The sequence below is a fragment of the Paenibacillus sp. MY03 genome (assembly GCF_002165585.1).
GTDB lineage: Bacteria > Bacillota > Bacilli > Paenibacillales > Paenibacillaceae > Pristimantibacillus > Pristimantibacillus agaridevorans.
The window spans coordinates 123,302-148,646 of record NZ_MXQD01000018.1; the positions used below are offsets into that span (position 1 = coordinate 123,302).

26 protein-coding genes are annotated in these 25,345 nt (G+C 52.3%); all 26 read right to left on the reverse strand.

Annotation, left to right across the window (positions count from 1 at the left end; translation table 11 throughout):
• Positions 1 to 62 precede the first annotated feature (62 nt).
• The 26 genes from B1748_RS17910 to B1748_RS18025 all read right to left on the reverse strand — a co-directional run bounded on the left by B1748_RS17910 (position 63) and on the right by B1748_RS18025 (position 25,342).
• Complete coding sequence (locus B1748_RS17910; protein ID WP_087569296.1) at positions 63 to 446, reverse strand: hypothetical protein; 384 nt, start codon at positions 444 to 446, stop codon at positions 63 to 65.
• Between the two features lie 67 nt (positions 447 to 513).
• Positions 514 to 1,188, reverse strand: coding sequence for a hypothetical protein (locus B1748_RS36475; protein WP_143810325.1), 675 nt, complete (start codon positions 1,186 to 1,188; stop codon positions 514 to 516).
• 18 nt (positions 1,189 to 1,206) lie between these two features.
• Positions 1,207 to 1,377 (reverse strand): thioredoxin domain-containing protein, encoded by a 171-nt coding sequence (locus B1748_RS36880; RefSeq protein ID WP_179215658.1) that lies wholly within the window; start codon positions 1,375 to 1,377, stop codon positions 1,207 to 1,209.
• Between the two features lie 56 nt (positions 1,378 to 1,433).
• A complete protein-coding gene (locus tag B1748_RS37575) occupies positions 1,434 to 1,760 on the reverse strand; it encodes a stalk domain-containing protein (RefSeq protein WP_373271281.1) in 327 nt (108 codons plus the stop codon).
• A gap of 8 nt (positions 1,761 to 1,768) precedes the next feature.
• Positions 1,769 to 2,308: a peptidoglycan recognition protein family protein gene (locus B1748_RS37580; protein ID WP_256975746.1), complete on the reverse strand. Its 540-nt coding sequence runs from the start codon at positions 2,306 to 2,308 to the stop codon at positions 1,769 to 1,771.
• On the reverse strand, positions 2,250 to 2,441 hold the full coding sequence (locus B1748_RS17920; protein ID WP_143810326.1) for a phosphodiester glycosidase family protein: 192 nt from the start codon (positions 2,439 to 2,441) through the stop codon (positions 2,250 to 2,252). Before B1748_RS17920 ends, B1748_RS37580 begins: the two co-directional genes overlap by 59 nt.
• A gap of 11 nt (positions 2,442 to 2,452) precedes the next feature.
• A complete protein-coding gene (locus tag B1748_RS17925) occupies positions 2,453 to 2,776 on the reverse strand; it encodes a hypothetical protein (protein ID WP_087569298.1) in 324 nt (107 codons plus the stop codon).
• Complete coding sequence (locus tag B1748_RS17930) at positions 2,763 to 2,984, reverse strand: phage holin family protein (protein WP_373271284.1); 222 nt, start codon at positions 2,982 to 2,984, stop codon at positions 2,763 to 2,765. The genes B1748_RS17925 and B1748_RS17930 overlap by 14 nt, the downstream gene beginning before the upstream one ends.
• Positions 2,985 to 3,142: 158 nt before the next feature.
• Positions 3,143 to 3,334: a hypothetical protein gene (locus tag B1748_RS17935; protein ID WP_087569300.1), complete on the reverse strand. Its 192-nt coding sequence runs from the start codon at positions 3,332 to 3,334 to the stop codon at positions 3,143 to 3,145.
• A gap of 180 nt (positions 3,335 to 3,514) precedes the next feature.
• Entirely contained in the window at positions 3,515 to 3,883 is a 369-nt protein-coding gene (locus B1748_RS17940; protein WP_087569301.1) for a hypothetical protein, read from the reverse strand.
• Between the two features lie 1,077 nt (positions 3,884 to 4,960).
• Positions 4,961 to 6,289, reverse strand: a complete 1,329-nt coding sequence (gene glnA / locus B1748_RS17950; protein WP_087569303.1) for a type I glutamate--ammonia ligase — start codon at positions 6,287 to 6,289, stop codon at positions 4,961 to 4,963.
• A gap of 30 nt (positions 6,290 to 6,319) precedes the next feature.
• Positions 6,320 to 6,730: a MerR family transcriptional regulator gene (locus tag B1748_RS17955; protein WP_087569304.1), complete on the reverse strand. Its 411-nt coding sequence runs from the start codon at positions 6,728 to 6,730 to the stop codon at positions 6,320 to 6,322.
• A gap of 61 nt (positions 6,731 to 6,791) precedes the next feature.
• Positions 6,792 to 8,084 (reverse strand): methionine gamma-lyase family protein, encoded by a 1,293-nt coding sequence (locus B1748_RS17960; protein ID WP_087569305.1) that lies wholly within the window; start codon positions 8,082 to 8,084, stop codon positions 6,792 to 6,794.
• Positions 8,085 to 8,125: 41 nt separating this feature from the next.
• Complete coding sequence (locus B1748_RS17965) at positions 8,126 to 9,097, reverse strand: AAA family ATPase (protein WP_087569369.1); 972 nt, start codon at positions 9,095 to 9,097, stop codon at positions 8,126 to 8,128.
• 109 nt (positions 9,098 to 9,206) lie between these two features.
• Positions 9,207 to 9,881 (reverse strand): YdcF family protein, encoded by a 675-nt coding sequence (locus B1748_RS17970; RefSeq protein WP_087569306.1) that lies wholly within the window; start codon positions 9,879 to 9,881, stop codon positions 9,207 to 9,209.
• Entirely contained in the window at positions 9,878 to 10,435 is a 558-nt protein-coding gene (locus B1748_RS17975; protein ID WP_087569307.1) for a ribonuclease FAU-1 family protein, read from the reverse strand. Before B1748_RS17975 ends, B1748_RS17970 begins: the two co-directional genes overlap by 4 nt.
• 198 nt (positions 10,436 to 10,633) lie before the next feature.
• The gene (locus B1748_RS17980) at positions 10,634 to 11,275 is read right to left on the reverse strand and encodes a peptidylprolyl isomerase (protein WP_087569308.1); all 642 of its coding nucleotides are present in this window, start codon (positions 11,273 to 11,275) and stop codon (positions 10,634 to 10,636) included.
• 36 nt (positions 11,276 to 11,311) lie between these two features.
• Positions 11,312 to 13,783 (reverse strand): transglycosylase domain-containing protein, encoded by a 2,472-nt coding sequence (locus tag B1748_RS17985; protein ID WP_087569309.1) that lies wholly within the window; start codon positions 13,781 to 13,783, stop codon positions 11,312 to 11,314.
• A gap of 168 nt (positions 13,784 to 13,951) precedes the next feature.
• Positions 13,952 to 14,197: an RNA chaperone Hfq gene (gene hfq, locus B1748_RS17990; RefSeq protein WP_087569310.1), complete on the reverse strand. Its 246-nt coding sequence runs from the start codon at positions 14,195 to 14,197 to the stop codon at positions 13,952 to 13,954.
• 16 nt (positions 14,198 to 14,213) lie between these two features.
• Positions 14,214 to 15,209: a tRNA (adenosine(37)-N6)-dimethylallyltransferase MiaA gene (gene miaA, locus B1748_RS17995; protein ID WP_179215659.1), complete on the reverse strand. Its 996-nt coding sequence runs from the start codon at positions 15,207 to 15,209 to the stop codon at positions 14,214 to 14,216.
• The gene (locus B1748_RS18000) at positions 15,202 to 15,981 is read right to left on the reverse strand and encodes a class I SAM-dependent methyltransferase (RefSeq protein ID WP_087569311.1); all 780 of its coding nucleotides are present in this window, start codon (positions 15,979 to 15,981) and stop codon (positions 15,202 to 15,204) included. Before B1748_RS18000 ends, miaA begins: the two co-directional genes overlap by 8 nt.
• The gene (mutL, locus tag B1748_RS18005) at positions 15,978 to 18,386 is read right to left on the reverse strand and encodes a DNA mismatch repair endonuclease MutL (RefSeq protein WP_087569312.1); all 2,409 of its coding nucleotides are present in this window, start codon (positions 18,384 to 18,386) and stop codon (positions 15,978 to 15,980) included. Before mutL ends, B1748_RS18000 begins: the two co-directional genes overlap by 4 nt.
• 48 nt (positions 18,387 to 18,434) lie before the next feature.
• A complete protein-coding gene (mutS, locus tag B1748_RS18010) occupies positions 18,435 to 21,269 on the reverse strand; it encodes a DNA mismatch repair protein MutS (RefSeq protein ID WP_087569313.1) in 2,835 nt (944 codons plus the stop codon).
• A 307-nt stretch (positions 21,270 to 21,576) separates the two neighbouring features.
• Entirely contained in the window at positions 21,577 to 23,055 is a 1,479-nt protein-coding gene (locus tag B1748_RS18015; RefSeq protein WP_087569314.1) for a putative amidoligase domain-containing protein, read from the reverse strand.
• 147 nt (positions 23,056 to 23,202) lie between these two features.
• The gene (locus B1748_RS18020; RefSeq protein WP_087569315.1) at positions 23,203 to 23,772 is read right to left on the reverse strand and encodes an outer spore coat protein CotE; all 570 of its coding nucleotides are present in this window, start codon (positions 23,770 to 23,772) and stop codon (positions 23,203 to 23,205) included.
• A gap of 556 nt (positions 23,773 to 24,328) precedes the next feature.
• Positions 24,329 to 25,342 (reverse strand): aromatic acid exporter family protein, encoded by a 1,014-nt coding sequence (locus tag B1748_RS18025; RefSeq protein WP_256975747.1) that lies wholly within the window; start codon positions 25,340 to 25,342, stop codon positions 24,329 to 24,331.
• Positions 25,343 to 25,345 lie beyond the last annotated feature (3 nt).

Here is a 25,345-nt window from a genome sequence, read left to right on the forward strand (position 1 = left end):
TTCGTGGTGAGCAAATGTCAGTTTGCCTGTTTTATGGGCAATTTAGCTTTTTATTGCAAGAGTCATGATACTATATATTTCTTTGAACTAATAAACTTTGTCGGGTATATTAGCAAAAAATCTTCCAACGATATCTTTTCTGTTGCTAACACATTTGAAATTACATCATCTATTTCAATATGCGGTTGTTTAGTTTTATCCAATAATATAACCTCAAATGGTTTTTTGAGTTGAATCAAAATAGATGAAATTTCATTATAATTATTATCTACATTTCTAATAAAGTCACAAGAGCATTGCCTATGTATCAAATAATAGTTTTTAGAAGCTTTTTCTTTTAGGTACTCATTCACCTTATTAAAATGAATATCATGATTGTTCTGAAAATCACTAATTATATTAACCGCAATTTCATCAACTGTTACTAAATACAAAAAATAGCACATTATTACACCTCCGATTAGTCACCCCAGTGCAAAAAAAGCACTGGGGTTAAATGTTTTTATTTTTCGTTTACCAGAAGGAATGACCACCTGTTCGAACGCCTAAGACTCTAGCATGAAAATGTGGGCGATTCATAAAAAAGCCATTTGAGATGTGCGCTGGGTCTTCATCAGGACTTGATCCAAAAGAAATATTGGCGGATATTGCTTTAGCTGAAGATTTTTGGATAGACCAAACATCACCATTCTTTTTAAGACGCTCTGATGCTAAAGCAAAAGTCAATTCTACTCCTAATAATATCCCGCCTGGCTTCACATTATTTCTAAAAGCCTCAAAATGATTGAATCCTTGTCTTATTTTGGCTGTAACTACAGCTGCGCCAATTTGCACATTTTGGGCATTTGCTTTTGCTGTAGCGCCATAATAGGGACCTATTTGGTTTAATACCGCGGTAGTGGTCATACTTAGTTTAGTAGCAGTATGATGCCAAAGTAGAGAAATACCTATAACCAGACAAACTAAATCTGCAACTGGTAATGGACCATCAACAGTAGAAAGCGCTCCGAGTGTAACCAGTCTTGTAGCTAATCTAGCCTCAGTTTCAACTATTCCTACTGTTGATAGAGCGATTACAGCATCACCGGTGTTTACACTATAAATATAATCATTACCATACTCTCTTTCTTCTGTCGTTGCAAATGTTACTAATTCAGGGAAATCAGTTTCTGGCAAAATTCCAGTCAATTAGTATTGCTCGTAATATTATTGGGCCAAAGCATCAATTCTTTTAAATTGTTCTTGGCTCTCTGGTGAGTTAATTGCAGCGCGCAATACTGTTTCATTGTCCCCAAGCTTCTTAGCAAGTGTCATCATTGCCTCAGTTTGGAGTAATTGTTGTTCAATTATTTTCACATCAGTTTCAATAGATTTCAATATCTTTTTGAGTTCTTTAAGAGCACCTGCAAATTCCGGATGGTGAATTGTCGTTCTTATTTATTCTGCATATGAAAAGTCCGAGACTCCCCGTCCCAAGTGACTACCGCTCCGAATACCTCCGCGATCGCGCGCACCGGCACCGTCGTCACTCCGTTTTTCAGCGTCCCCTTTTGCTCCAGTATCTTGCCATTTACGCGGATATCCACCTGATCGCTTACAGGAGCTGATGCAGGTGGATTAAGCACCGCCGCGACTCGTGCCTTAAGGTCAATCCATCCCGCCCAACTGCCGCTGTCATACATAAGGCGCGGACAAATCTTGCCGCTCCAGTCATAATGACGGCGCAGACGCTCGACGCCCCAACCTCGCTCTTTAAGCATCCTAGCCATTAGCTCAACGGCGCGTTCAAGTTTTCGGGCGAAGTTGCCACTCTCACAAATCTCGATCCCGATCGACGTCCTGTTCCCGCTTGCAGCCCCCTGCCGTCTCCAGCATGCCATGCCGACTCGTTATGTGGCAGGGTCTCCACCGTCTCTTTGTCGTCCAGTACGATATGGTACGACGCCGTCGCAGTATTGGCGGGATTCGTCAGCCAGGATCGCTCATTCCGTGCCGTACTGGTCGGGTTGGCCGTGTTGTGGATCGTGATTGTGGTCGGCGCAAGCTTGTGGCCGGGTCGGCGGTTATTAGGTGTGCTGGTCGGAATATGATCAACAATGTACGTCGGCAGCAGCTTGTCCGGGTCAAATTGAATAGAAATGGCGTGATGCACTACGCGCTCGTTGTAGTCCTGGGACATATCCGCAACGTGGTACTGCCGTTTTTTTACTATCTTGTCGATCTCCAGCGCATCGAGCAGTTGCCTGTTGTTAGTTGCCCCGCGTCGCCGACCATCCGCCGTCCAAGTTGACGGACGCCGGATAGCCATAATGCAGGGCCATGATGCCCGCCTCTTTGCTCGTCAATCCTTTGTCGTAGGTACCGCGCCCGTCGACAAGGATAAGCCCACGTGTTCCGTCTGCCTTGATCCCGGCAATCATGCGCGGGTTAGTCCCGGTCACGTCAGAAGGTGTTACCTCGGCGGTGCGTGGCGGATAGATGTCTTACCATTGCGGTGTGTTAAGCCGAGCAGAGCACCGGAAGAGGGATTGAAATATGAAGCGTTAAAGCAGATCCAGTTGCCTCCGTGCTGTTTGACCAGTTCGGCGAGGATCTGATTCACGGTTTTGCCAGTGCCTGTAACAAGCTCCGTGCGCAGGATGGCCGCCTCCGGCACATCAGCCACCCGAATATCTGTCCAGCCTTGTCCCTTGCTGTGGGCGCCGCTGAGTGTATATGTCAGCGGACCCTCCTCCAGCTTATTGTTCACGATACGTATACGCTTATGAGCGATCATTGCTGACACCTCCAGATCTGCCACGTAGCACCTCGACCGCTTTACTTATAGCCGGAGGGATTGGGATACCAAGACGTCCAGCGTTTTCAACCAGACTCAAAAGCTCCCCTGCCAGATAAAAATAGATCGCTGCATCCCTGATAAGATGAGCGTCTCCAATAATCGTATCAAGCATATGCGCGACGGCCACAATGGCGAGAGTGCCAATCCCCTAAACATAAATGATGCGATTGCACCGCCAATAGCGACTCCTGGCTTGATAAGTGTATCCATCAATCGATTACCTCCCCATTAAAATAGGCCCCGCCTAGCTAAGAAAAATTTTCCTGAGCAAATAAAAAACAAGATTCCTGACTCGGAACCTTGTTACACTGCCAGCTCAATTTTTGGTTCTGTTTCTTGTTGTGGCTGCTCCTGCTGTTTTTCGTAATTGGTTATGGTTTCTCCTAGCCATAACTCAACCGCTTTGAGAATGTCGATCTGCCGTTCCCCATGCATAATGGAAATGGCAATGACGCATTCCTTGATCTCTTCAACCGGATTATCGAGGTCGGCCAATTTCTAAAGTTTCTTTTTGATTTCCGCCAAATTTTCAACTCCCTTCCCAATAAAATAAGCCCTCAGAATCCCGAGAGCTCTTTATGATATTATTGTATTCTTATTAAACTGTTGGTTTACTACTGATAAATGTATAATATAAAACTTTATCTCGTTATCAAATACTCTTTTCATGGATTTTTAATCTTTAAATAGTTCCAATGATTGAGTTACTAACTTGTCGTCTTCATCATAGCCTGAGCGCAGATAGACTTTCATAGTCTGACCAATCTGATGATTATTCCAATATTCTATATCAGTAAACTCGAATTCCGCTTGAATACCATTGTAATCAACTGTGATATCCCACTCAGCGGGAACATATTCTTGCTTAGTCGTAGGATTACCTTGGTAGTCTGTTGTGTTTACAGTTTCGTAATAACCATCTTCGAACTCCTTATGAATAATGGTTGCACTAACTCTAGTATATTCATATCTTAAGGAGCAAGCGCTCAACAATATAACGAGTCCAATGAGTATAGTGATTTTAATACTGGATTGATGTCTCAAGAAATTTCCCCCGATAGATTATATTTACGCTATATGCTACTAATATCCTTTTCAACTTCTTTCAGATCACCTATTTTACTAATTGTGTGACTTCCTCAGTCATTTGTGGAAGACCATACGTCGCAAATAAATAGAATCCCAATAAGCCTCGCCCGTACATAGAAATCCGAACAACTTCCCTCGAATTCTCAGGATGCCTCCTATTACAATAATGACGACAATCTCGGGTAAAATTATGTACAAGAACAACATCTTTACGATTATTCCAGCACCAGCAGAAAACATACCTGTACTATCACTAAAAGCACTTTCCAATGTCAGCCCCCCATTACTACATTATGGGACTATTCTACCAGAATACTACAATTATGGACATATGATTTTCGCTCTTTCGGACTCTTGTTGAATTGACACTCATATCGTATCATTGTCCAATACCGCCCGAGAGGAGGGAACCGGATGTCGATCAAAATTGGTCGCTGGGTCATCATACTGATCCTGTTCCGGGCTGAAAACTAATTACTTTATTCGGCCCAGAGGTTCGAAGTGAAGCGTGATCCATTGCTTCCCTAAGAAGGCACTACACGTGCCATGCGATGAAACACTGTCGCATCCTCAAGGGTCGATTTATAATAAGAAATATCAAAAATACAAAAAGAACAGACCAATGCTAATTCAAAGGCTGTTCTTTTTGTTTTCTCTCGAAAAAAAAAAAAAAAAATAAGCTCCCGAATATATCGAGAGCTCGCGGTGTTACATCTTATTAAAATCTAATTAATTTGACATATAGTCATTCACATCATACAGAAAACTAAACACGTTTCCGCGTGTAGTTTGTCCAGTTATTGAAGCAATTGATTGATGCACCACAGAACTATAGTTTGCAAAATCAGCATCACCCTGATATGCTTCCGAAATTCTCTTTAAGCTATTGTTTTTATACAGCTAACGTTTTTGGGGGCGGCTTTTCAAAGTCGGGGGGTGTTTCGGGGGCAACGCCCGACTAAACCTTTGTCATATGCAAATGCCCCCGAATCATAATACCCGAAAACCCGCACCACTACGCCATTCTTTAGCTTAGTACAACGTCAGATATTGATCGCGTTCCCATTGATGCACTTGGGTGCGATACATATCCCATTCGATTTCCTTTAACTCGTAGAAGTGAGCGAGAGCGTGGTCGCCGAGCGCTTCGGTGATGACGCCGCTTCTAAGCATCTCTTCGAGCGCTTCCTTAAGATTCGATGGAAGGCTTGGAATTCCGGAATCAATGCGCTCTTCTTCTGTCATGATATAGATATTGCGGTCCGTCGGAGCCGGCAACGGCAATTGGTTTTGAATACCGTCGAGCCCAGCCTTAAGCATTACGGCAAGTGCCAAATACGGGTTAGCGGCAGGATCCGGATTACGAACCTCTACGCGCGTAGACAAGCCACGGGAAGCCGGGATTCGGATCATCGGCGAGCGGTTGCTGGCCGACCACGCAACGTAGCAAGGAGCTTCATAACCAGGCACCAGACGTTTGTAAGAGTTGACCGTCGGATTCGTGATGGCAGCCATAGCGCGAGCGTGCTTGAGTATTCCCGCCATGTAATAACGTGCCGTGTCGCTGAGACCAAGTTTGTCCTTCTCATTATAGAACATGTTCGTATTGCCCTGGAACAGGGACATGTGACAGTGCATACCGGATCCGTTAACGCCGAACAAAGGCTTAGGCATAAAGGATGCATGCAAACCATGTACCCGTGCAATCGTCTTAACGACAAGCTTGAACGTTTGGATCTGGTCCGCCGCCTTAATGGCGTCTGCATATTTGAAGTCGATTTCATGTTGTCCCGGAGCGACTTCGTGATGGGAAGCCTCGATCTCGAAGCCCATCTCCTCCAGCGTAAGTACGATCTCGCGGCGGCAGTTCTCGCCGAGATCCATAGGGGCCAAGTCGAAATAACCGCCGTGGTCGTTAAGCTCCGTCGTCGGTTCGCCGCGCTCATCCGTCTTGAACAGGAAGAACTCCGGCTCCGGACCAACATTCATAGCCGTATAACCGAGCACTTCGGCTTCCTTGAGCGCGCGCTTGAGGATGCCGCGCGGATCGCCTGCGAAAGGAGTGCCGTCAGGCATATAGATATCGCAGATCAGTCTCGCTACGCGATCCTGCGTTACCCAAGGGAATACGACCCATGTATCGAGATCAGGATATAAGTACATGTCGGATTCTTCTATCCGAACGTAACCTTCGATGGAAGAACCGTCAAACATCATTTTGTTATCAAGCGCCTTATCCAGCTGGCTGACCGGAATTTCGACGTTTTTAATCGTGCCTAGCAGATCGGTAAATTGCAAACGAATAAAACGAACGTTTTGCTCCTGGGCAATACGTTTGATGTCCTCTTTTGTAAAACTCACAGAATCATCTCCTTTGTGTCGTTCTCCAAATTACCGTTTATTAAGGAAACGGGATAATTGTCCTTCGATCATGGACGTTCTGCCCGGTCTCTTTTCCAACAGCTGCTGCTTAAGCAGTCGGTGTAGCTGCTGATCGGACAGCTCCCTGCGCTTCACTTCGGATTGTTCGCTTACCAAGGTAGCATCGTCCGACTCCTTGGATACAGGATTCATAACCTGTTTGATGCCAGCGATGTTTACGCCTTTCTCTATCAAAGATTTGATCTCTAGCAGTCGTTCGACGTCATTAAACGAGAACAACCGTTGATTGCCAGCGGTCCTGGCAGGCACGATCAATTCGTGCTGTTCGTAATAACGGATTTGTCGCGCCGTCAAATCGGTCAGCTTCATGACGATGCCGATCGGGAATAGGGCCATGTTTCTGCGTAATTCATCTGCCAATTCGCATCAACCTTCCAGTCGCTCATTTATAGCTTCATTGTATCGTCGAGCCACAAATGTGTCAAGTTATGTAAGGTTTGATCACAATCAATCCGCTTTTAACCAGCTTCTCCAGCGCGGTCAGAACGCCGTATTTGGCATGTCCATAAGTCAGCCCGCCTTGCATATAGGCAATATAAGGCTCTCGAATAGGCGCATCCGCCGACAGTTCCAGACTGCCCCCTTGCATAAAGGTACCTGCAGCCATAATGACGGGATTGTCATAACCAGGCATGTCCCACGGCTCCGGCACAACATGAGCGTCTACTGCCGCCGCTTGCTGAATGCCCTGGACGAAAGCGATAAGCGGCTCGGCGCTTCCGAACCGGACAGCCTGAATGAGATCCGTTCTAACTTCGTTCCAGGCCGGCTTCGTCTCGAACCCCAACTTTTCGAACAACGCAGCGGCCAGGATACTGCCTTGAACGGCTTGTCCCACCATATGAGGGGAGAGAAACAGTCCTTGGAACAAGGAGCGCAGCGTCCCTAACATGGCTCCTACGTCTCCCCCGATTCCTGGAGCGGTCAGCCGGTATGAGGCTGCTTCCACGAGTTCTCGTTTGCCGGCAATATATCCCCCTGTTTCCGCAATGCCGCCTCCCGGATTTTTGATCAGGGAACCTGCGATGAGATCGGCGCCTGCCTCCGTTGGTTCTTGCAGTTCCGTGAATTCGCCGTAGCAATTATCCACGAAGACAATAAGATCCTCTCTAATGGCCTTTACCCTCGTCACGATTTCTCCAATCTCCGCAACCGTAAAGGAGGCACGCCAAGCGTAACCTCTGGATCGCTGCACGCCAATGACCTTCGTCCGCTCTGTAATCGACGCTTCGATGCCATCCCAATCCAGGCTGCCATCCTCCAGCAGCGCAACCTCACCGTAACCGATACCGAAATCTGCAAGCGAGCCCGTACCGTCGCCGGCTTTGCCGATTACTTTGTGAAGCGTATCGTAAGGCTTCCCCGTTACATACAGAAGCCCGTCGCCGGGACGAAGCACACCGAACAACGCGCAGCTGATCGTATGGGTGCCGGATGCGAAGTGGGGACGAACAAGCGCGGCTTCAGCCCCCATAACATCGGCGTAGACGAGATCAAGCACCTCTCGCCCACGGTCGTTGTAGCCATAGCCAGTCGAGCCTGCAAAGTGGAAATCGCTGACTCCTTGTCGCTTGAACGCTTCAATAACCTTCCACTGATTGCGCTCCGCTATCCGTGCCGTACGCCGGAATGCTTCTGCCGCTTCGTCCTCTGCACGATCAGCCAGCGCAATCAGTTGTTCCCAAATCAGTTCTCTCTCTAGTTGCTCGTTCATCACTCTGTTTGTCTCCCTTTCGTCGTGCAGTATTGCTTAAATCAAAGCTTTAGATCCTCTGGACGAATGGTCATTAATTCGCCCTTCGCCGGGATGGAATTGGAGTATTGTCCGATCAGGCGGACAGCCTGATGCCGGATCGCCTTCTCGATGGCATTGCGCACGAACCGGGCATTGCTGAAGGAGAATAGATCGTTTTGCTTCTCTTGCATCAAATGCTGTCGGAGCTTGAATACGGTTTGAGGCAACATGACGTAATCGCGCTCCTTTACCATCAGCTCGCCAATCTGCAGCAACTGATCCACAGAATAGTCCGGGAATTCGATCTGGATCGGGAACCTGGAAGGCAGACCCGGATTCGTCATCAGGAATTGCTCCGTCTCAAGCGGGTAACCGGCCAGAATGAGAATGAACCCGCTTCGATGATCTTCCATCGCTTTTACAAGCGTATCGATCGCTTCTTTGCCGAAGTCCTTCTCCCCGCCTCGGGCGAGACTGTAAGCCTCGTCGATAAACAATACGCCGCCAAGCGCCTTGCGAACTAGATCCCTTGTTTTTTGCGCGGTGTGTCCGATATACTCGCCGACAAGATCGGCTCTCTCTACCTCGATGAGATGTCCTTTCGCAAGCACGCCCATCTTCTGGAACAGCTTGGCGATAATCCGGGCAATCGTTGTTTTGCCCGTCCCGGGATTGCCTTTAAAGATCATATGATATACTTGCGAACCGCCGAACAATCCCGCTTCCGTGCGCATCCGGCTAATGTATAACAACGCATAAATTTCGTATACCAGATTTTTTACGTTTTCCATGCCGATCATAGGTTCAAGTTCTTTCTGAATTTCCGCGAAGTGATCGACTGCCGGCAACGGTTTGACGCTTGGAAGCGGTTCGGGTTCCAGCGCATGCGCAGAAGCCGCTCCCGCTGCCTCATGGCTTCTGAGCACCACGTTGATTTGACGGGAAGGTCTGGAGGATCCGCTGCCTGGTCCCGATATGACGTGTCCGTTCATCTGACGCATCACCTGTCCTTTGTACAGAAGCTGTAGCGTAACAGTAACCTGCCGCATTACAATCTTATTCTCTCTCAGGACAGCATATTAGCAGATTCGCAGCAACGAGTTATCGGGACAAGAAACCGATGCGCATCAGCAAGGAATCCAGCTTCCATTTCGTATAGGCGAGCACCTCTCGGGAATCATTATAGAACTGGTTCAGAACGCGAGATTTGACGCCTGTTACAAGCGCCGGCTCGAAGCCGGCAAACTCTGCCATTTCCTTCGCTCTAGGCGCATGATAGTCATGCGTAATGACGACAAAATCGCTATAGCCCGCTTCCTCGCCGATTCGCTTGCCGAATACGAGATTCTCGTAGGTATTGCCAGCCTCCATCTCTAAGATCAGCTTGTCCTCCGCCATTCCCTTCGACGTCAAGTAGTTGCGCATGCCCTCCGCCTCTGACAGCTTCGAGGATACGCCGCCATAACCGCCGGACAGAATCAATACCTCAACAACTCCATCTTCGTACAGCTGGTAGGCATAATCCAGCCGTTCTTTGAGCGCCGGACTGGGAACATCATTCCACAGGGCTGCGCCAAGCACGATGCCCGCATCAGCGCGCGTCCCCTCTTCTAGCTCGGGAATCGTATGATTAAGATACCATGCCGCGTATAAGCACCAGGCAATGCCCGCGAACAATACAAATACGAATAGACGAAAGAAAAGCAGCCACGGCCGCCTGGAAGACTTACGGCGGCGGCGCGTGCTGCTCCTCCGATGCTTGACACTGCTCTTCATGACTCGCTGAGCTCCCCTGTTCGTTCCATGAGGCTCTTGCGATGCTTGAGACTAAGCGTGAAATAACGGAATCTGCCATTGCGAATGCTTGACAGCAGCCTTCCTGCCGTCTTGCGCGCAAGCGCGGCATCCTTGTTGGAGACGGCGCCTTGCCTGAGGGCGTCCTCCAGTTCGTCTTCGTCCATCAAATACACTTCGCCGCTTGGCAGCACGACAACATCCAGATACAGATCGTCGAACCACGGCACTTGCTGATCAGTCAAACCTTGCGTCTTGCACACGTCGATATACCATTGCACGACTCGGCCCTTGTCATCAAACATTGTCGTTACGACAAAGTGCTCGCCCTTGGGAAAGTGCTGCATCCATAAATAACCACGGTCTGCCAGGCAGAGCCTTCGTCCGTCATATTCTTTCCAGAGAGGCTCCCTAAGCTCATGGATCCGGTAGAAGGTTACGAGCCCTCTAAACTCGTCTCCATCAAGCGCCAGGCAAGAATAACTTCTTCGCAATATGCGGCGCCAGTTCGCGCGATCGGAAAATTTTCTCTTCATACGGAACGTACCTTTCCGTTCATTTAGGAATGACGTCCGCCGCTCCAATGGGACGGCCCACGTGTTCACAAGGAACACTCCTATAAAAAAAGATTACCATAACTTAACGTCCATCTCCAGCGCATGGGGAAAATAAACCAAGCTCTGTTAGCAGAAAAGCAGCTTCAACGAAATAATTCCGTCGAAACTGCTTGTCCTTCAGCTCTCTTGTATGGTAATGCGTACGATCGTTACATCCTCTACCGGTTGACCGTTTTTCACAGGCGTTCTCGAGATGGCTTGTACGACATCCATCCCCGACGATACTTCTCCGAAGATCGTATAATTCGGCTGCCTGTTAAGATTCGAGGCGTCAGGTCCCGTACAAATAAAGAACTGGCTGCTGCCGGAATTCGGAGTGCCGGAATTGAACATGGCGACAACGCCTTCCTTATAAGTGGATTGAATATCCAGCTCATCCGGAATGAGATATCCAGCGGTACCGGTGCCGTTGCCAAGGGGATCGCCCGTCTGAATCATAAACGATTCGATAATGGAATGAAATTTCAAACCTTCATAGAACCCTTCGTTCGCTAAAAAGACGAAGTTGTTCACCGTTACAGGCGCTTTGTCCGCATACAGAAGAATTTCGAAGCTCCCCTCTGATGTCTCGATAAGCGCCTTGTAATCGTAGTCCAGATCAATCGACATCTCCGGCATCTTGCTCCAGCTCATAACTTTGGCATTTCCATCCTGTCCCTGCGCGGACAGCTGCGAAGCGTTGTTTGATCCGCATCCCGCTAACAGGAGCAATAGGAATAGCCACAGCAACATCGCTCTGCCCAGACCCGCGAATTGCATGATTCATCTACCACCTATTCCGTGGCGGAGGGGAACTTACGCTCCCTCCGAAGTTGGCTGTCCTGCTGCCTCTCCGCCTTCATTGTTACCCGTCGTAATCGGAGTCGGAGTTGGTGTCGGCTCGCCTCCGTCTCCAGGCTGCTCCGTACCGATCGGAGCAGTCGGTTCCGTCGTGCTGCCCCCGCCATCGTTGCCGCCGTTATCCCCGCCGTCCGGCGGCGGCGTAGTTGCGCCGGGATCCGGCGTCGCGGTCGGTTCAGGATCCATCGGCACCTCCGGCAATCCGAGATCCACCTCGGGCACCTGGATCGTAATCCTCTGACTCGGACTACTAGACAGCTTGCTCTTCGTATCGTGGGCGACGACATAATAATCGTAAGTCATCCCCGGGAAAATGCTCATGTCGGTCACGCTTGTCGTCTCGCGGGAATCAAAAACCGAAAAATCACTTTCGTTTAATTCCTTGCGGTAAATCTCATAGATAATATCCGGCTCCGCGCTGGCATCCCAGCTCAGATCGACTCGGACCTCGTCCGGATTGTAGACGGCCTTGAAGTTGGCCACCTTCTCCGGCGCTTTGTCTTCCTGCGTTTCCTCGGGCTGCCGGAAACTTCCTTGCTTGACGCCCTGCATGGCCGGCTTCATGATCTTGGCGAACAACGCCGCGGATTGGGAGCCGCCCGTCTTCAGGTAATGTTGCAAGTCTGTTTTATCGTATCCCATCCATACCGCCGCTGTCCACTCCGGCGTGTAGCCGACGAACCAGGCGTCCTTGATGCCGTCGCCGGAGAAGCCTTTGATGCCGTGCTGCGTCGTGCCCGTCTTGCCCGCTACGGGCCTGTCGATCGCCGCTTTGCTGCCCGTGCCGCCTTTCTGCACGACGGAGAGCATCATATCGGTCAAATACCAGGCCGTTTCGGGCGACATCAGTTGCTTGGATTCTGGAGCTTTGTATGCAAAGCTGTAATTTTTCCCTTCGATGCTTGTTATCGTATGCGGATCGACGGATTTGCCGCCGTTCGCCATAACGCTGTAGGCCGTTGCCATCTGAAGGGGCGAAGCGCCCTTCGTCAGGCCGCCGAGCGCAAGCGCGAGGTTCATGTCGTCCGGCTCCAGCTCGAGCCCCAGCTTCTTGGCGAACTCCGCGCCGCGTTTCACGCCAATCTCATTAAGCATCCAAACGGCTGCAAGGTTCCGGGAATCCTTCACCGCCTGCTTCATCGACACCTTGGTCGCGCCCCAGCGGTCGGTCGGGCAATAGTTGGAGAAACACTTCTTGTCATTGGCAAGCTCCGTCCATGGGAAGTACTTCCCGGTCTCCAAGGCCGGTCCGTACGACACGATCGGCTTGATCGCAGAACCCGGCTGCCTGTACTTGGTCACCCGGTTCCAGCCTTTCTTAACATAGTCGCGTCCGCCGGACAACGCCTGGATTTCCCCGTTGCGATGGTCCATGATGATGACGGACGCTTGAACGATCTGATCGTCGACGCTCTTCTCGAAGTTCTCATCATTCGCAATTTGCGTATCCAACGATTGTTGGGCTTGCTGATTCAACGTCGTATAAATTTTCAGGCCGCTGACTCGCAGTTCCTCCTCGGTCATCTTCGTCAGCTCAATCGCTTCTTCGATGACGAAATCGACGAAAGCATGATAGTTGCCGGACTTGAATTGCTCCTGGCTCGCAGGCGCCTCGTATTCGACTGCCTTGGCCGCATCCATCTCTTCCTTGGTGATATAATCCTGTTCGTACATCAATTGCAGCACGACTGCGCGGCGATTTTTGGAATCCTCAGGATTATTGATAGGGTTGTAACGGTTAGGCGCCTTCGGCATAGCCGCTAGCGTAGCCGCCTGCCACAACTGCAGATCCTTCAGCTCCACATCAAAATAATAATCGGCCGCAGCCTTAATGCCGTGAATCCCTTTGCCGAAATAAATTCGGTTCAGGTACATGGTGAGAATTTCATCCTTCGTCATCTGTTGCTCCAGCGCAACAGCAATCGATGCTTCCGTTGCTTTTCGGAAAAACGTCTTGTCAGCCGACAGAAACACGTTTTTCGCGAGCTGCTGCGTAATCGTACTGCCGCCTTCGACCGCGCTTCTGGCAATTACGTCCTTGACGACCGCGCGGCCGATCGCCCAGAAGTCCAGTCCGGCGTGCTCGTAGAACCGCTGGTCCTCCGTTGCGACGATCGCGTGAAGCATATACTCCGGAATTTCCGCGAACTCCGCGACTTCCCGGTGGTCCATGACGTCGTACAGTCTGGAAATCTCTTCGCCCTTGGCATCGTAGATGATCGACGCCTCGCCGAACTCCAGCTTGCTGCCGTGTTCCTCCAGCAGCCGTTCGCCATTTAGAATGATTAACAGATAACCGATAACTCCGCAAACTATGCCGATGACAACCGTGAAGAACAGACCGTAGAACCAAGCCCGTCCCGAAATGCCCTTGCGTTTTTTTCCATTAGACCCGCTTTTTCTTTTCGTTTTCCTAGGTTCAGCCATGATGATTCCCTCCTGCACTCCCTTTTTCTCTGAACTCGCATTAATAAAATGGACACGTTGCGGCCTATTTGAAACGCCAAGGGCAACCCATGCGAGCGGGTTGCCCTTGCTTGCCGCTATCTAGTTTAACGTGCGCTTCTATAAGAAAGTTTCATGCGATCCTGTGAACTAGACCTCGGACTGGGAGTTGTCCTGCTGCATGAGCGATACGTTACGTTGCGGAACGAACGTCGAAATGGCATGCTTGTACACCATTTGCTGCCTTCCCTCGCTGTCGATAATAATGGTAAAGTTATCAAATGCTTTGATCACGCCGCGAATTTGGAATCCATTCATCAGGAATACCGTAACCGGAATATTGTCTTTGCGCAACTGGTTCAGGAACGTATCTTGAATATTGATCGATTTGTTCATTGGACGTTACCCCCGTCTAAAAAGATTGATTAGTATGATATTCAAGATGATCTTGAAACTTTCCTGCTATTATAGCATGAATTGCACTCAAATTGTTGTGAAAATTTTCCCCTGCGTCAAACCAGTGAATATCCTTCATATGCCGGAACCACGATAATTGCCGTTTCGCGAACCTTCGCGTATCGCGTTTCAGCCGTTCAACTGCCGCTTCATAGGAGCAATTGCCCTGCAAATAATCGGCGATTTCCTTGTAGCCAAGCGCTTGCATCGGCACCGCGTGGGGAGGCAGCTCTCTGCCGAGGATGTCCTTAACTTCATCCACGAGACCCTGTTCCAGCATTTCGTCGATCCGAGCTTCGATCCGCCGGTAGAGCGTCGCACGATCCATCGACAGCCCTATAATACAAAGTTCGTAGGGGGACTCTTTTTTCTGTCCCGCTTGCTGCTCCGAGAACGTCTGTCCCGTCAAATGATGGACCTCCAGCGCCCGTATCACGCGCCTCAAGTCGTTGGGATGGAGTCGTTCCGCAGCTTCGGGATCGATCTCCTTAAGCTTGGCGTGCAGGGCGTCGAAACCATATTCCGTCGCATAAGCTTCTTGCTCCGCGCGGAACGCTTCGTCGGAGCCGTTATCCGCGAATTGGTAATTGTAGCATAACGACTCTATATATAGTCCTGTTCCTCCGACGATAAAAGGCAGCTTTCCCCGTGACGAGATGTGTTCGATGGCAGCTCGAGCGCCAGCTTGAAAATCGGCTGCCGAATAAGGTTCCTCCGGATCGCAAATATCGATCAAATGATGCGGGATACCCCCTCGCTCAGCCAGCGGGAGCTTGGCAGTCCCGATATCCATCCCTCTATAGACCTGCATGGAATCGCCGGATATAATTTCCGCGTTCCATTGCTGCACCAGCGTTAGGCTAAGCGCCGTCTTGCCAACCGCCGTGGGACCGATCAGCACGAGCAGCGGCTGACGTTTGCGATCCGTCGCGTTCTCTTGCTTTTCAGTCAACGTGAATCACTCCATATGCGATTTTCGATGTATTGATATGCCTCTTCTCGAATCCGAGACGCTCGTATTCGCCGCTGCCTTGATGCTCCTTCATAATAACCGTGCGCCGGGCCACGCGTTTCGCTTGCTCGACAACTTCGGTCGTCAGCGCGTCCATGTTGGCGATTGAACGGAAAGCCCCGATCGCGGACGATTCCAGGATAGGCTGCCTGAACATGGGATCGAAGTAGACGATATCCGCGCTGTTGTCGGGCTGTTCCGCCAAATATTGGCCATGCTCCCGGCATATCATCTTGATTCGTCTCATGGCATCATTGACGTCTTCCAGTCCGGACTCGTACGCAGACAATCCTTCTCGCACCAACGCGCACAGAATCGGCTCGCTCTCCATCGCGACGACAGTGCCGGCAGTCCCGACCGCGTAGGAGAACACCAGCGAATCGGCCGCCATGCCCGCGGTGCAGTCAATAACGGTGTCTCCGGGGCGACATCCGGAAAGGTCGAGCAGCGGGTCGCTTTCTCCCTTGCGCAGTCGCTTCACCCGGATGAAGGCCATGCTGGGATGGAAAAACAGGGGCGGCGCCTCATCGCCGTCATAAAATCGGATCTCTCGATCCGTGACGACGATTGCGCGGCCATCTCCGCTGCGCTCCAGCAGTTTGCGCACGGAGGAGCTGCGCCGCTGCACGTATGCGGCAGAGAGCTCGTCCGCGAGTCGTCTCGCCTGCGCCAACACCCGTTCGGACGGCATCGGCGCTGTTGTGACGATCATGACATCACCCTCTTGAACATTTTCTCAAGCTGATAGGTGGAGAGATGAACGATAATGGGCCTGCCATGGGGACAAGTATAGGGCTGCTCGCATCGCGACAGTCTCGCCAGCAGGGCATCGCCTTCTTCGCGAGATAACCGATCGTTCGCTTTGATGGACGCCTTGCAAGAGCACATAATGGCCGCCTTCTCGCGCAGCTTCGTAATGTTGATCGACTTACGTTCCTCGATCAGAAGATCCGCCATTTCTTCAAGCAGCGACTGCTCTTCGCCGGCCGGGAACCATTCCGGATACGCGCGGACAAGAAATGTCTGGGAGCCGAACGGCTCGATCTCCACGCCAGCGTCGGCGAACAAGCCGATACATTCCCTAAGTTGAGTCGCTTCGCCAGCCGTGAATTCCAGCGTTAGCGGCACGATAAGACCTTGGCTTGCAGCTACAGGATTCCCAAATTTATGAAGATAATATTCATAGTTTATACGTTCATGGGCGGCATGCTGATCGATGAGATACAATCCGTCATCCGCCTGCGCCACAATATACGTGCCATGATGCTGCCCGATCCAGTGCAGCTCCGGGAAATTCAGCGCGCCTTGGGATCGGCGGTTATCATCGTTTGATGTCTCTGTCGACCCGGACTCCCTTTCGGAAGGGGATTCGACAGCTGCAGCAGCTTCTCTCAGAGAGGAAGCTTCTGTTAACGATTCTTTTGCTGCTGAAAGAAGCGAGCTTACCGTTGCCGTTGATGCTTGCATTTCGCTTGATACGGACGCCTCCGCATCGATTTCCTCCTCAACATCGGCTGACTTTTGGGCAGTGGCGCCGCCATGTCGCCCTTCGCGTACAGCGAAAGTCTCCATGGCACTATCCGGCCTCGCGTAGAGCCTCTCCGCAGCGTCTCTGGGCACATACGCCGACTCGCGATCGTTCCAACTGCGCTCCTTCTGACCTCGACCGTCAGAACCTGCTTGCGAATAGGCAGAGCGGCCGGAGCCGCCCCAGGTTCTCTGCTCGGGTGACCATTCGCTCCGCCCCTTTGAACTGCCGGATTTCTCTTCCGAACGGCCCATTGAAGGCGATTCATTAACAGTTAACGTAGATGATGTCGATGGTCGGTCCTCTTGGGAGCCATTCGACGGCGAATCAATACCAGTTAAAGATGATGTCGATTGTTGCCCGTCTTGAGATTCAGTCGATGACAGCATCTGAGAAGTTCCCGATAGCTTGTTGCTGACATCTTCCGCGGACAAATTCCCGCTATTGCGGGCAGGCCTTTCGGCAGGAGGCTCTGGCAGCGGAGCTTTAGCAGGATCGCCCTCCTCCAACCGGTCTCCAATATGGAAGGAGATCGTATCCTGAACATATAGCGGACCCGTACGTTCGCGTTTGCTTATAGAGTCAGGTCCGGGAATATGCCGCAGACCGTCCAGTACAGTCTTGACGGAGCGTTCGATTAACGAGCGCAGCTCGGCTTCCTTGCTGAAGCGAACCTCCATCTTCGAAGGGTGAACGTTGACATCCAGCAGACCGGGATGCATGCCAAGCTCGACAACGACGAGCGGGAATCTGTTAATCGGCAGCAGCGTATGATAAGCCTGGATCAACGATTGATTGACCGCATGGCTTCGAATATATCTCCCGTTAACGATCACTGTGATGCTTCCGCGGTTGGCGCGCGTCAACTCTGGCTTGGAGATGTAGCCGCTCAGCTCATAATCGGCATCCGACGCTGTCACCGGGAGCATCGCCTTGGCCGTGCTGGTTCCGTAAACAGCGGCGATCACCTGCAGCCGGTCGCCGGTTCCGAGCGTGCGCAGCAACACGCTGCCGTTATGCTTGAGCGTTATGGCGATGCCAGGATGTCCCAACGCGATGCGGTTTACATAATCGGAGATATGTCCCAGCTCCGTCTGGATCGACTTCATATATTTCAGCCTGGCAGGCGTATTGTAAAATAAATCCCGGACCGACATATCGGTGCCTTGAGGCGCATTTGCGGCCTCGAATGCCGTCGTCGTTCCGCCTTCGATAACAAGGCGCCTTGCCAGTCCCGATCCATCTGTCGCGGAGACGCAAGTCATCCTGGAGACGGCCGCGATACTGGGCAGCGCTTCTCCGCGGAATCCGAGACTGGCAATGCGGAACAGGTCGCTTCCCGTATATATTTTGCTCGTAGCATGGCGCTGGAAAGCGGCAGGCAAATCATCTCCTTCAATGCCGCTTCCGTTGTCGCTCACTCGAACCAGCGACAAGCCGCCTTCTTCAATCGTAACATCGATGACCGTTGCCCCGGCATCTACCGCGTTTTCAACCAACTCTTTGACGACGGAAGAAGGACGCTCTACCACTTCCCCTGCCGCTATCTGGTTCGCCAGCTGCTCGTCAAGCACTTTGATTCTGGCCATGCTCAATCCCTCCCCTCTTCTACTCGTCTTCCAAACTTAGCTTGTCCGTTAATCTCTCAGCTTGCCCTTCATATCGTTAAGCCATTGCATCGCCTGCATCGGCGTCATATTAAACAGATCCAGCTTGCGCAGCTCGTCGGCAAGCTGCTCCGCCTTCGGAGAAGCTTTGCGTTTGCCGGTATCAAGCGCAGGCGTCGCTTCTTCGAACATAGACAACTGGATGACAGAGCCTTGCGCCTTCTCTGCATGAGAGATCGCTTCAACCTTTGAGGCGCTTTCGGTCATGACTCCCGTACCCGACTCATGCAGCAACGAGGATTCCACTGCGGCAGCCGACTCCCGGTATCCGTGTGCAGCCTGCCCGCGCACATCCGATCGCACGTTATCCATTGCCGTGTTTGGGGCCGGATGCGCGGATCGCGATTGCCTCGTTTGGCCGATGTCGGATCCCGCTCTGGCAGCCGATGTTCCTCCACCTGTTGTACGTTCGGAACTATCATCCGTATCGGCGAGCAATTCATAGGCTCGTCCGATAATAGACTGGGGCAGTCCCGCCAGTTGGGCGCAATAAATGCCATAACTCGTGCTTGCCGCTCCTGCAATGAGTTTGCGAAGGAAGGTAACATCGTCGCCGCTCTCCTCGACGGCCATCCGCGCATTGCCAAGCGAGGGCAAAGACTCCTCCAGATGAGCCAGCTCGTGGAAGTGCGTAGATACAAGCGCCTTGCTGCCGATATGATGATGAACGTATTCGATAACGGCTTGAGCGATTGCCATTCCCTCTGCCGTAGAAGTACCGCGGCCCAACTCGTCGATAATGACCAGACTGCTCGCAGTAGCTTTTTCCGTCATGACTTGAATATCTTTCATCTCTACCATAAAGGTGCTCTGGCCGCCGATCAGGTCGTCCGCGGCGCCGATCCGCGTAAAGATGCGGTCGATCAGCGGAATTCCGGCAGCTTTGGCGGGGACGAAGCAGCCGATCTGCGCCATAATGCAAATAAGGGCAGCCTGGCGCATGTAGGTGCTTTTGCCCGCCATGTTGGGTCCCGTAATCAGCATGATCCAATCCTCGTCACAGCGCAAATGCGTATCATTGCTGATGAACGGAGTGCCATCCATCATCGCCTCCACTACGGGATGGCGACCGTCCACGATGTCCAGATCGTAACCTTCCGATACGATCGGACGAGTGTATCTACGCTCCGCGCTTACTGTCGCCAGGGACTGGTACACATCCAGCTCGGCAATCATCTCGGCAGCCCGTTGAAGCCGATGCAGATGAAGCGCCAGATGATCCCTGAGCTCGATAAAGCGAGCATATTCGAGATCGACCATTTTATCCTCGGCCTCGAGGATCAGACGTTCCTTCTCCTTTAGCTCCGGCGTCACAAACCGTTCGGCATTCGCAAGCGTCTGCTTGCGCTCGTAGCGGCCTTCCGGCAGCGAAGTCAGATTGGCTTTGGATACTTCCAAGTAGTAGCCGAACACCTTGTTGTAGCCAATCTTGAGCGACTTGATGCCTGTTGCCTCGCGTTCTTGACGCTCCAGCTCGGCCAGCCAACGTTTGCCATTTGTGCTCGCTTCGCGCAAGCTGTCCAAATAATCATCGTAACCCGCCCGAATAAGTCCGCCTTCGCGAATGGATACGGGCGGCTCGTCCACCAGCACCGTCTCGATCATATCGGCGAGATCCGCGCAATCATCCGCTCCCGCGACTAGCTCCTCCAGCACCGGCGAACCGGAAGCCAGGCAGAGCGAAGTCAAATTCGGTATTCGGCGCAGGGAAGACTTAAGCGCGATAAGATCGCGTCCGCCTGCATTGCCGTAAGCGACCCGGCCTACAAGCCGTTCAAGGTCGTAGATCGGCTGCAGCTCGGAGCGGATGTCCTCTCGCAAAATGAGATTGCGATACAGCGTCTCCACCGCGTCGAGCCGCTTTCCGATCGCCGAGCTGCTCAGCAGCGGCTTGTCGATCCACCTGCGAAGCAATCGGGCTCCCATCGACGTGCCGGTACGGTCGAGCAGCCAGAGCAACGAGCCTCGTTTGCTTCGGTCGCGCACCGTCTCTGTCAGCTCCAGATTGCGGCGGGTAAAATGGTCCAAAATCATATATTGATTCGGCTCGTAAGAGCGGATATGTCTGACGTGGGATAAAGAACGCTTCTGCGTCTCGCCCAAATACCCCGTCATTATGCCAAGCGCCGCCATTCGAGCCGTTGAGCTCGACAAAGCAGCGACCTCTGCTTCGCCGAATTGCTCGTTTAGCCGATCCACGCCGATGGGATCCCGATCGGTAAGCGGCACTTTTCTGCTCCAGGCTGGAGAGCCGTCCAATTGTTTGAGAAGGTTGCCGTCTCCTACGACCTCTGCCGGAACGTACACGTTAAGCTCGTCCACGAGCGCTTCCAGATTGGCCGGGAAGGATGTGACGTAAAGCTCGCCCGTAGACAAGTCGCACGCCGCAAGGCCAATTACCCCTCCAGCATTCGCAACCGCGGCTATGAAGTTGTTGGTGGAGCCGTCGAGCTGTTTGGACTCCATTACCGTGCCGGGCGTCACGATCCTGACGATCTCGCGGCGCACGACGCCTTTGGCGGCCGCCGGGTCTTCCACTTGTTCGCAGATGGCCACTTTATACCCTTTTTCGATAAGCCGGTTAATATAGTTATCCGCGGAATGGTAGGGCACGCCGCACATGGGAATTTTCGCCGCGCCTCCGCCCTCCCGGCCTGTTAATGTAATCTCGAGCTCCCGCGATGCATTGATGGCGTCGTCGAAAAACATCTCGTAGAAATCGCCCAGACGGAAAAAAAGGAACGCGTCCTTCGCTTCCTCCTTGACCGACAAATATTGCTGTATCATCGGCGTATAACCGGACACCGTCTTCGCCCCCTGCTATGTATGAGATAAACGCGCCGCGTTTCTGCGGCTCATTTTCTTACCAATGGTTAAACACCAGAACTCTATTATACCAATGTGAGCTGTGGAGTGCTATAACCCGAGGAATTAGTCGGCGGTGTTTGGGGGCTGCGAACCATTGTAATCGCTTTTTCATACACATTAGGTTAGTGGTACGGTGATCTGGGGGTGAATTCCATTGGAACAAATATAAATGTAGAGACTTTGAGATGCCCTGCAGATACATTCGGAGTTTACGGGACGGTACAGTTACGGAGGTGAATGTCACTTAATGCAACGGGACGCGCCACTTCTCGCGGATATCGGTGCTTTCGTCCCATGTCCGGCCGCGGCGCGCAGCGTCGAACAACGGCTCGATAAAACGAGCCAGTCCGGCGTAACTGTCCGTCGCGGCGATTATGTTCGCGACCTCGTCGAGGCAAACCGCCAGTTCGCTGCGGTCGCCGGCGTAATACGCCTCCGCGTAGCGCTCGCCGGATGCGGGCACGCGGGGCAACGCCAACGCCTCGCGAGCGCATAACAGCGCAAGCGCGAAGGCGGCTTTGGCCGCTGCCGGCGATACGAGCCAGCTCGGCAGCGTGCGATATTCGAACCCGCCATGCGGCTGCAACCGGAAGTCCCCGAGTACGCCGTATCGGGGACGCCGGCCGCGCCCGGCAGGGTCCTCCACCAGCGCGAGCGGGTACGCCGCGCAGCTGTCGAGCAAGCGGAGCAAGCGGCTGGTCAACGCCGCTCCGCTAATATGGATGTGCCCGCCGAGCGCGAGCCCCGGCACGGGCATGGCCCCCGCGACCCAGCGCAGCCCGGGGTCGCCGACCTTGACAGCGGCGCGCGCGAGCAGGCGCCGCACATTCGCGGCAAGCGCGGCCGGGCTCTCAGCCGGCGCGGGCCGCAGTTCGGCGACGGGGTACAGCAGCCGTCGCCCCACGAGCATGGCGTCGGCGCCTGCTGCGCCCCCGGCGCCGAAGCCAAAATACCGCGATGCCTGCGCAACCTTGCCGCTCGGCATCAACAGCACATACTCCGGATCGGCGCCAAGCAGGATGCGCCGATCCGGAGTGCTCGCGTTCGCCGCGTGCCATGCGGCGAACCGCGTCAAAGCTTCCGCTTGCCGGCGCTTGTCGCGCAGCAGCGGATACACCGCTCGAACGGCAAGCCTGCCGTTCGAGCCAAGAGCGATTTCCGCCTCGCCTATGTCGAGGCGTAGTGCATACAGCGCACGCGTCGCAGCGCGAACGACCGCGCGCAGCGGCGACTCTGCGGGCCAGCGTAACGGAGCAAGCAGCCCGTCGTCTTCCGGCGGCTTAAGCCTGCTGCCAGCTTGTTCCTCGCCGCGGGCGTTCAGCCGAACGATGCCAATCGCCGTCAAATGAAACAGCTCAACGCGATAGATTCGTTCGTCCGGCAACGCAAACGCCACGCTTAAGCCCGCACGGCTTAGCCGCCGATTCCGTTCTTCATCGTCCAGCCGTTTCATTGATCCCGCTCCGTCGTTCAGCAGCCAGGCTCCTCCGACTTCCGATTGTTCGTCTGATAATCCCCTTGACATCAAGATTACGGCGTCTCCTGGCCGAGGGCCCGTGTTCGAAGCAGCCTGTCCTTTTGTCGTTTTCTTTTTACCAGCCTCCAACCCTTCTGCCGACTTCTCCATTGCTGGCAACCATTTATTCTGATGGATTGAACGCTTGACAGGATCGTGCAAGCGCGGGAATGCATCCCCTTCTTCCCATATCCAAGTATCCGCCATTCTCGCACCGCCCTTTTCAAACTGCCCTTCCTTGCCCGACTCCGCCTCATTCCAGACCCGCCCAAAAAAAATACGAGGGCTCTCGCCCTCGAATTTGCCGAATATCCGGCATATAATGCCTTATCCGCGTCGGAAGCGGATTAAACCTTAAAGCTCGTCGTCCAGTAAATCGGGATCCAGATCCTCGAAGTCGCCATCATCGTCTCCGAGGCTAAAGTCCAGATCCTTGTCGTCATCGTCGCTGCAGCCGCCAGGTACAACCGCTACGCATACTTTCGTCTCGGCAATCATCTCCACCGCGAATTCGCGTTCCACGCGAACGGTAACGCTGGAGCCGTTAGACGAAATATTCGCTTCGATGCAATTAGGCTCTTGCAGCACCTCCGCCGATACTTCCTCCGTCGCGACCCTGTGTTTAGGGTCTACATAAGAAAGAGGCACGTTTTCGACGAATTGTACGGATTCCTTGGCTACGTCAGTTTGCGAGTTTTTGTTATACGAATACCAAATGTTGATATCGTAAGTACCGATGACCTCAATACCGTCGCCCGAACGAACCGCTTCATACTGATGGTTTATGATCCATGCTCCCAGAATGCTGGTCGGATGGTGAGGCGGTGTAACGGTATGGGTTACAGTGGAAAACTTACGACCTTTGCCGCAGACAGCTTTTGTAATGATTTCTCTGCACTGAAGCTGTTTATCTGCAATAGTCATTCAATTAACCTCCTCCATACAATCATTCAATTAAAGTGTATGCAGTTCATAGGCGTTTGTTGATTAAACGAGTCTTAACAGACGAATTTATTTTGTCTGTCTCCCGCCAGGCGCCAATCCCCGCAGGAAACGAGATTAGCCGACCTTCAACCTTTTGTTTGGTTCAAATATATTCCGGGAGCCATGCAATTATGCTTGGCTGCTTTGACAAAGTCATTTGAACGGCCGGCGCTCGCATGCATGGACTTATATAATCACACGTACATAGATTGATAATCAAAGATTTAAGAATCAGCAGCTTAAGAGCCGATAATGCGGCAAGCCTAAGAAGCAGCATTGAACCGTACTGTTATGTTTCAATCACTCGCATAGACCCCTGCCAACCCAGCCCTCTATACTAAAATAGCACGTCGGTGCCATAACAAAATAAGCCGCCTGGCCTTTAAGCGGCCCGCAGCCAACTGTATCCAGGCCGAACTTCAACGTCTCGGCTTTTGTACTTCTCTCACTCTGCGCCACGCAAAACCGCGCAGCGCCGCACACCGCACCGCGCAGCTTATACCGTCTCCAGCTTCGACTCTTCCGCCTCCGCCTTTTTTTTCTTCAGCCGCTTCGCGATAATCAAGTAACGATCCACCTCATGCAGCAGCTTCAGCAGAGCGGCGCGGATCTCGAACTCCTCGCGCGTTCGCGGGAGCTCCATCTGACGGAACGAGACCGTTAATTCGAATACGCGCTGCTCCGACTTGCCGAGGTACACCTCCGCCTTTACATACTCGCTGAGTCCTTCCAGAAGCTCTGCAATCTGCTCTCCCTGAGGCCACTTCTCATAGATTAGCGCCAGCTCCACCAGCATCTGCTGTATCGTATCGAGCTGCTGCCTGCGCATCTCGAAGTAAGTCGACCAATACGGCGCGTTGGCAATCATCAGACGATTCTCCCGATGGCGCACCGCCAACGCTTCGCCAGCTTCGATGGCGCGCTGTGCAGTCAACAGTTGACTGCCATCCCATATATGGGATGGGTTTCTTAAGGTGAGCGACATTTCCCGAAAAATGGCGCTAAAGTTCCCTTCTACCTCGGCGCGCTTCGCGTACAGCTCTTCTTCTTCTTTGGGCATATAGATGAGATTAATAAACGTCGCCCAGCCCAGACCTGCAAGCAGCAGCATAATTTCATTGCCGATAATATGGACGTCGACCCCTTTGTGATCAAAGAGGTGAAATACGATAACAGAGCTTGTCAGCACGCCTTCCTTCAATTGTACGCGCGCAAGCACGGGAAATGTCGTCAAGATAAAAATCGCGAGCACCCAGTAATGGAAGCCCAGCACCGTGAAGATGAGCGAAGCGAAAAAAAGACCCAGCACCGAAGCCAGAAAACGGTTGAAAGCGCTCCGCAGCCCTTTCTTCCGCGTCACTTCGACGCCGAGTATGGCGAGAATGCCAGCCGACAATGGAGGCTGCAATCCCAAATAATAAGCTGTATAGATAGCCGCGATTGCCGCGACGGCAGTTTTGACAACGCGTATGCCCATGTGAGGTCCCTCGAATCCGGTAAGTATGGTCATGCT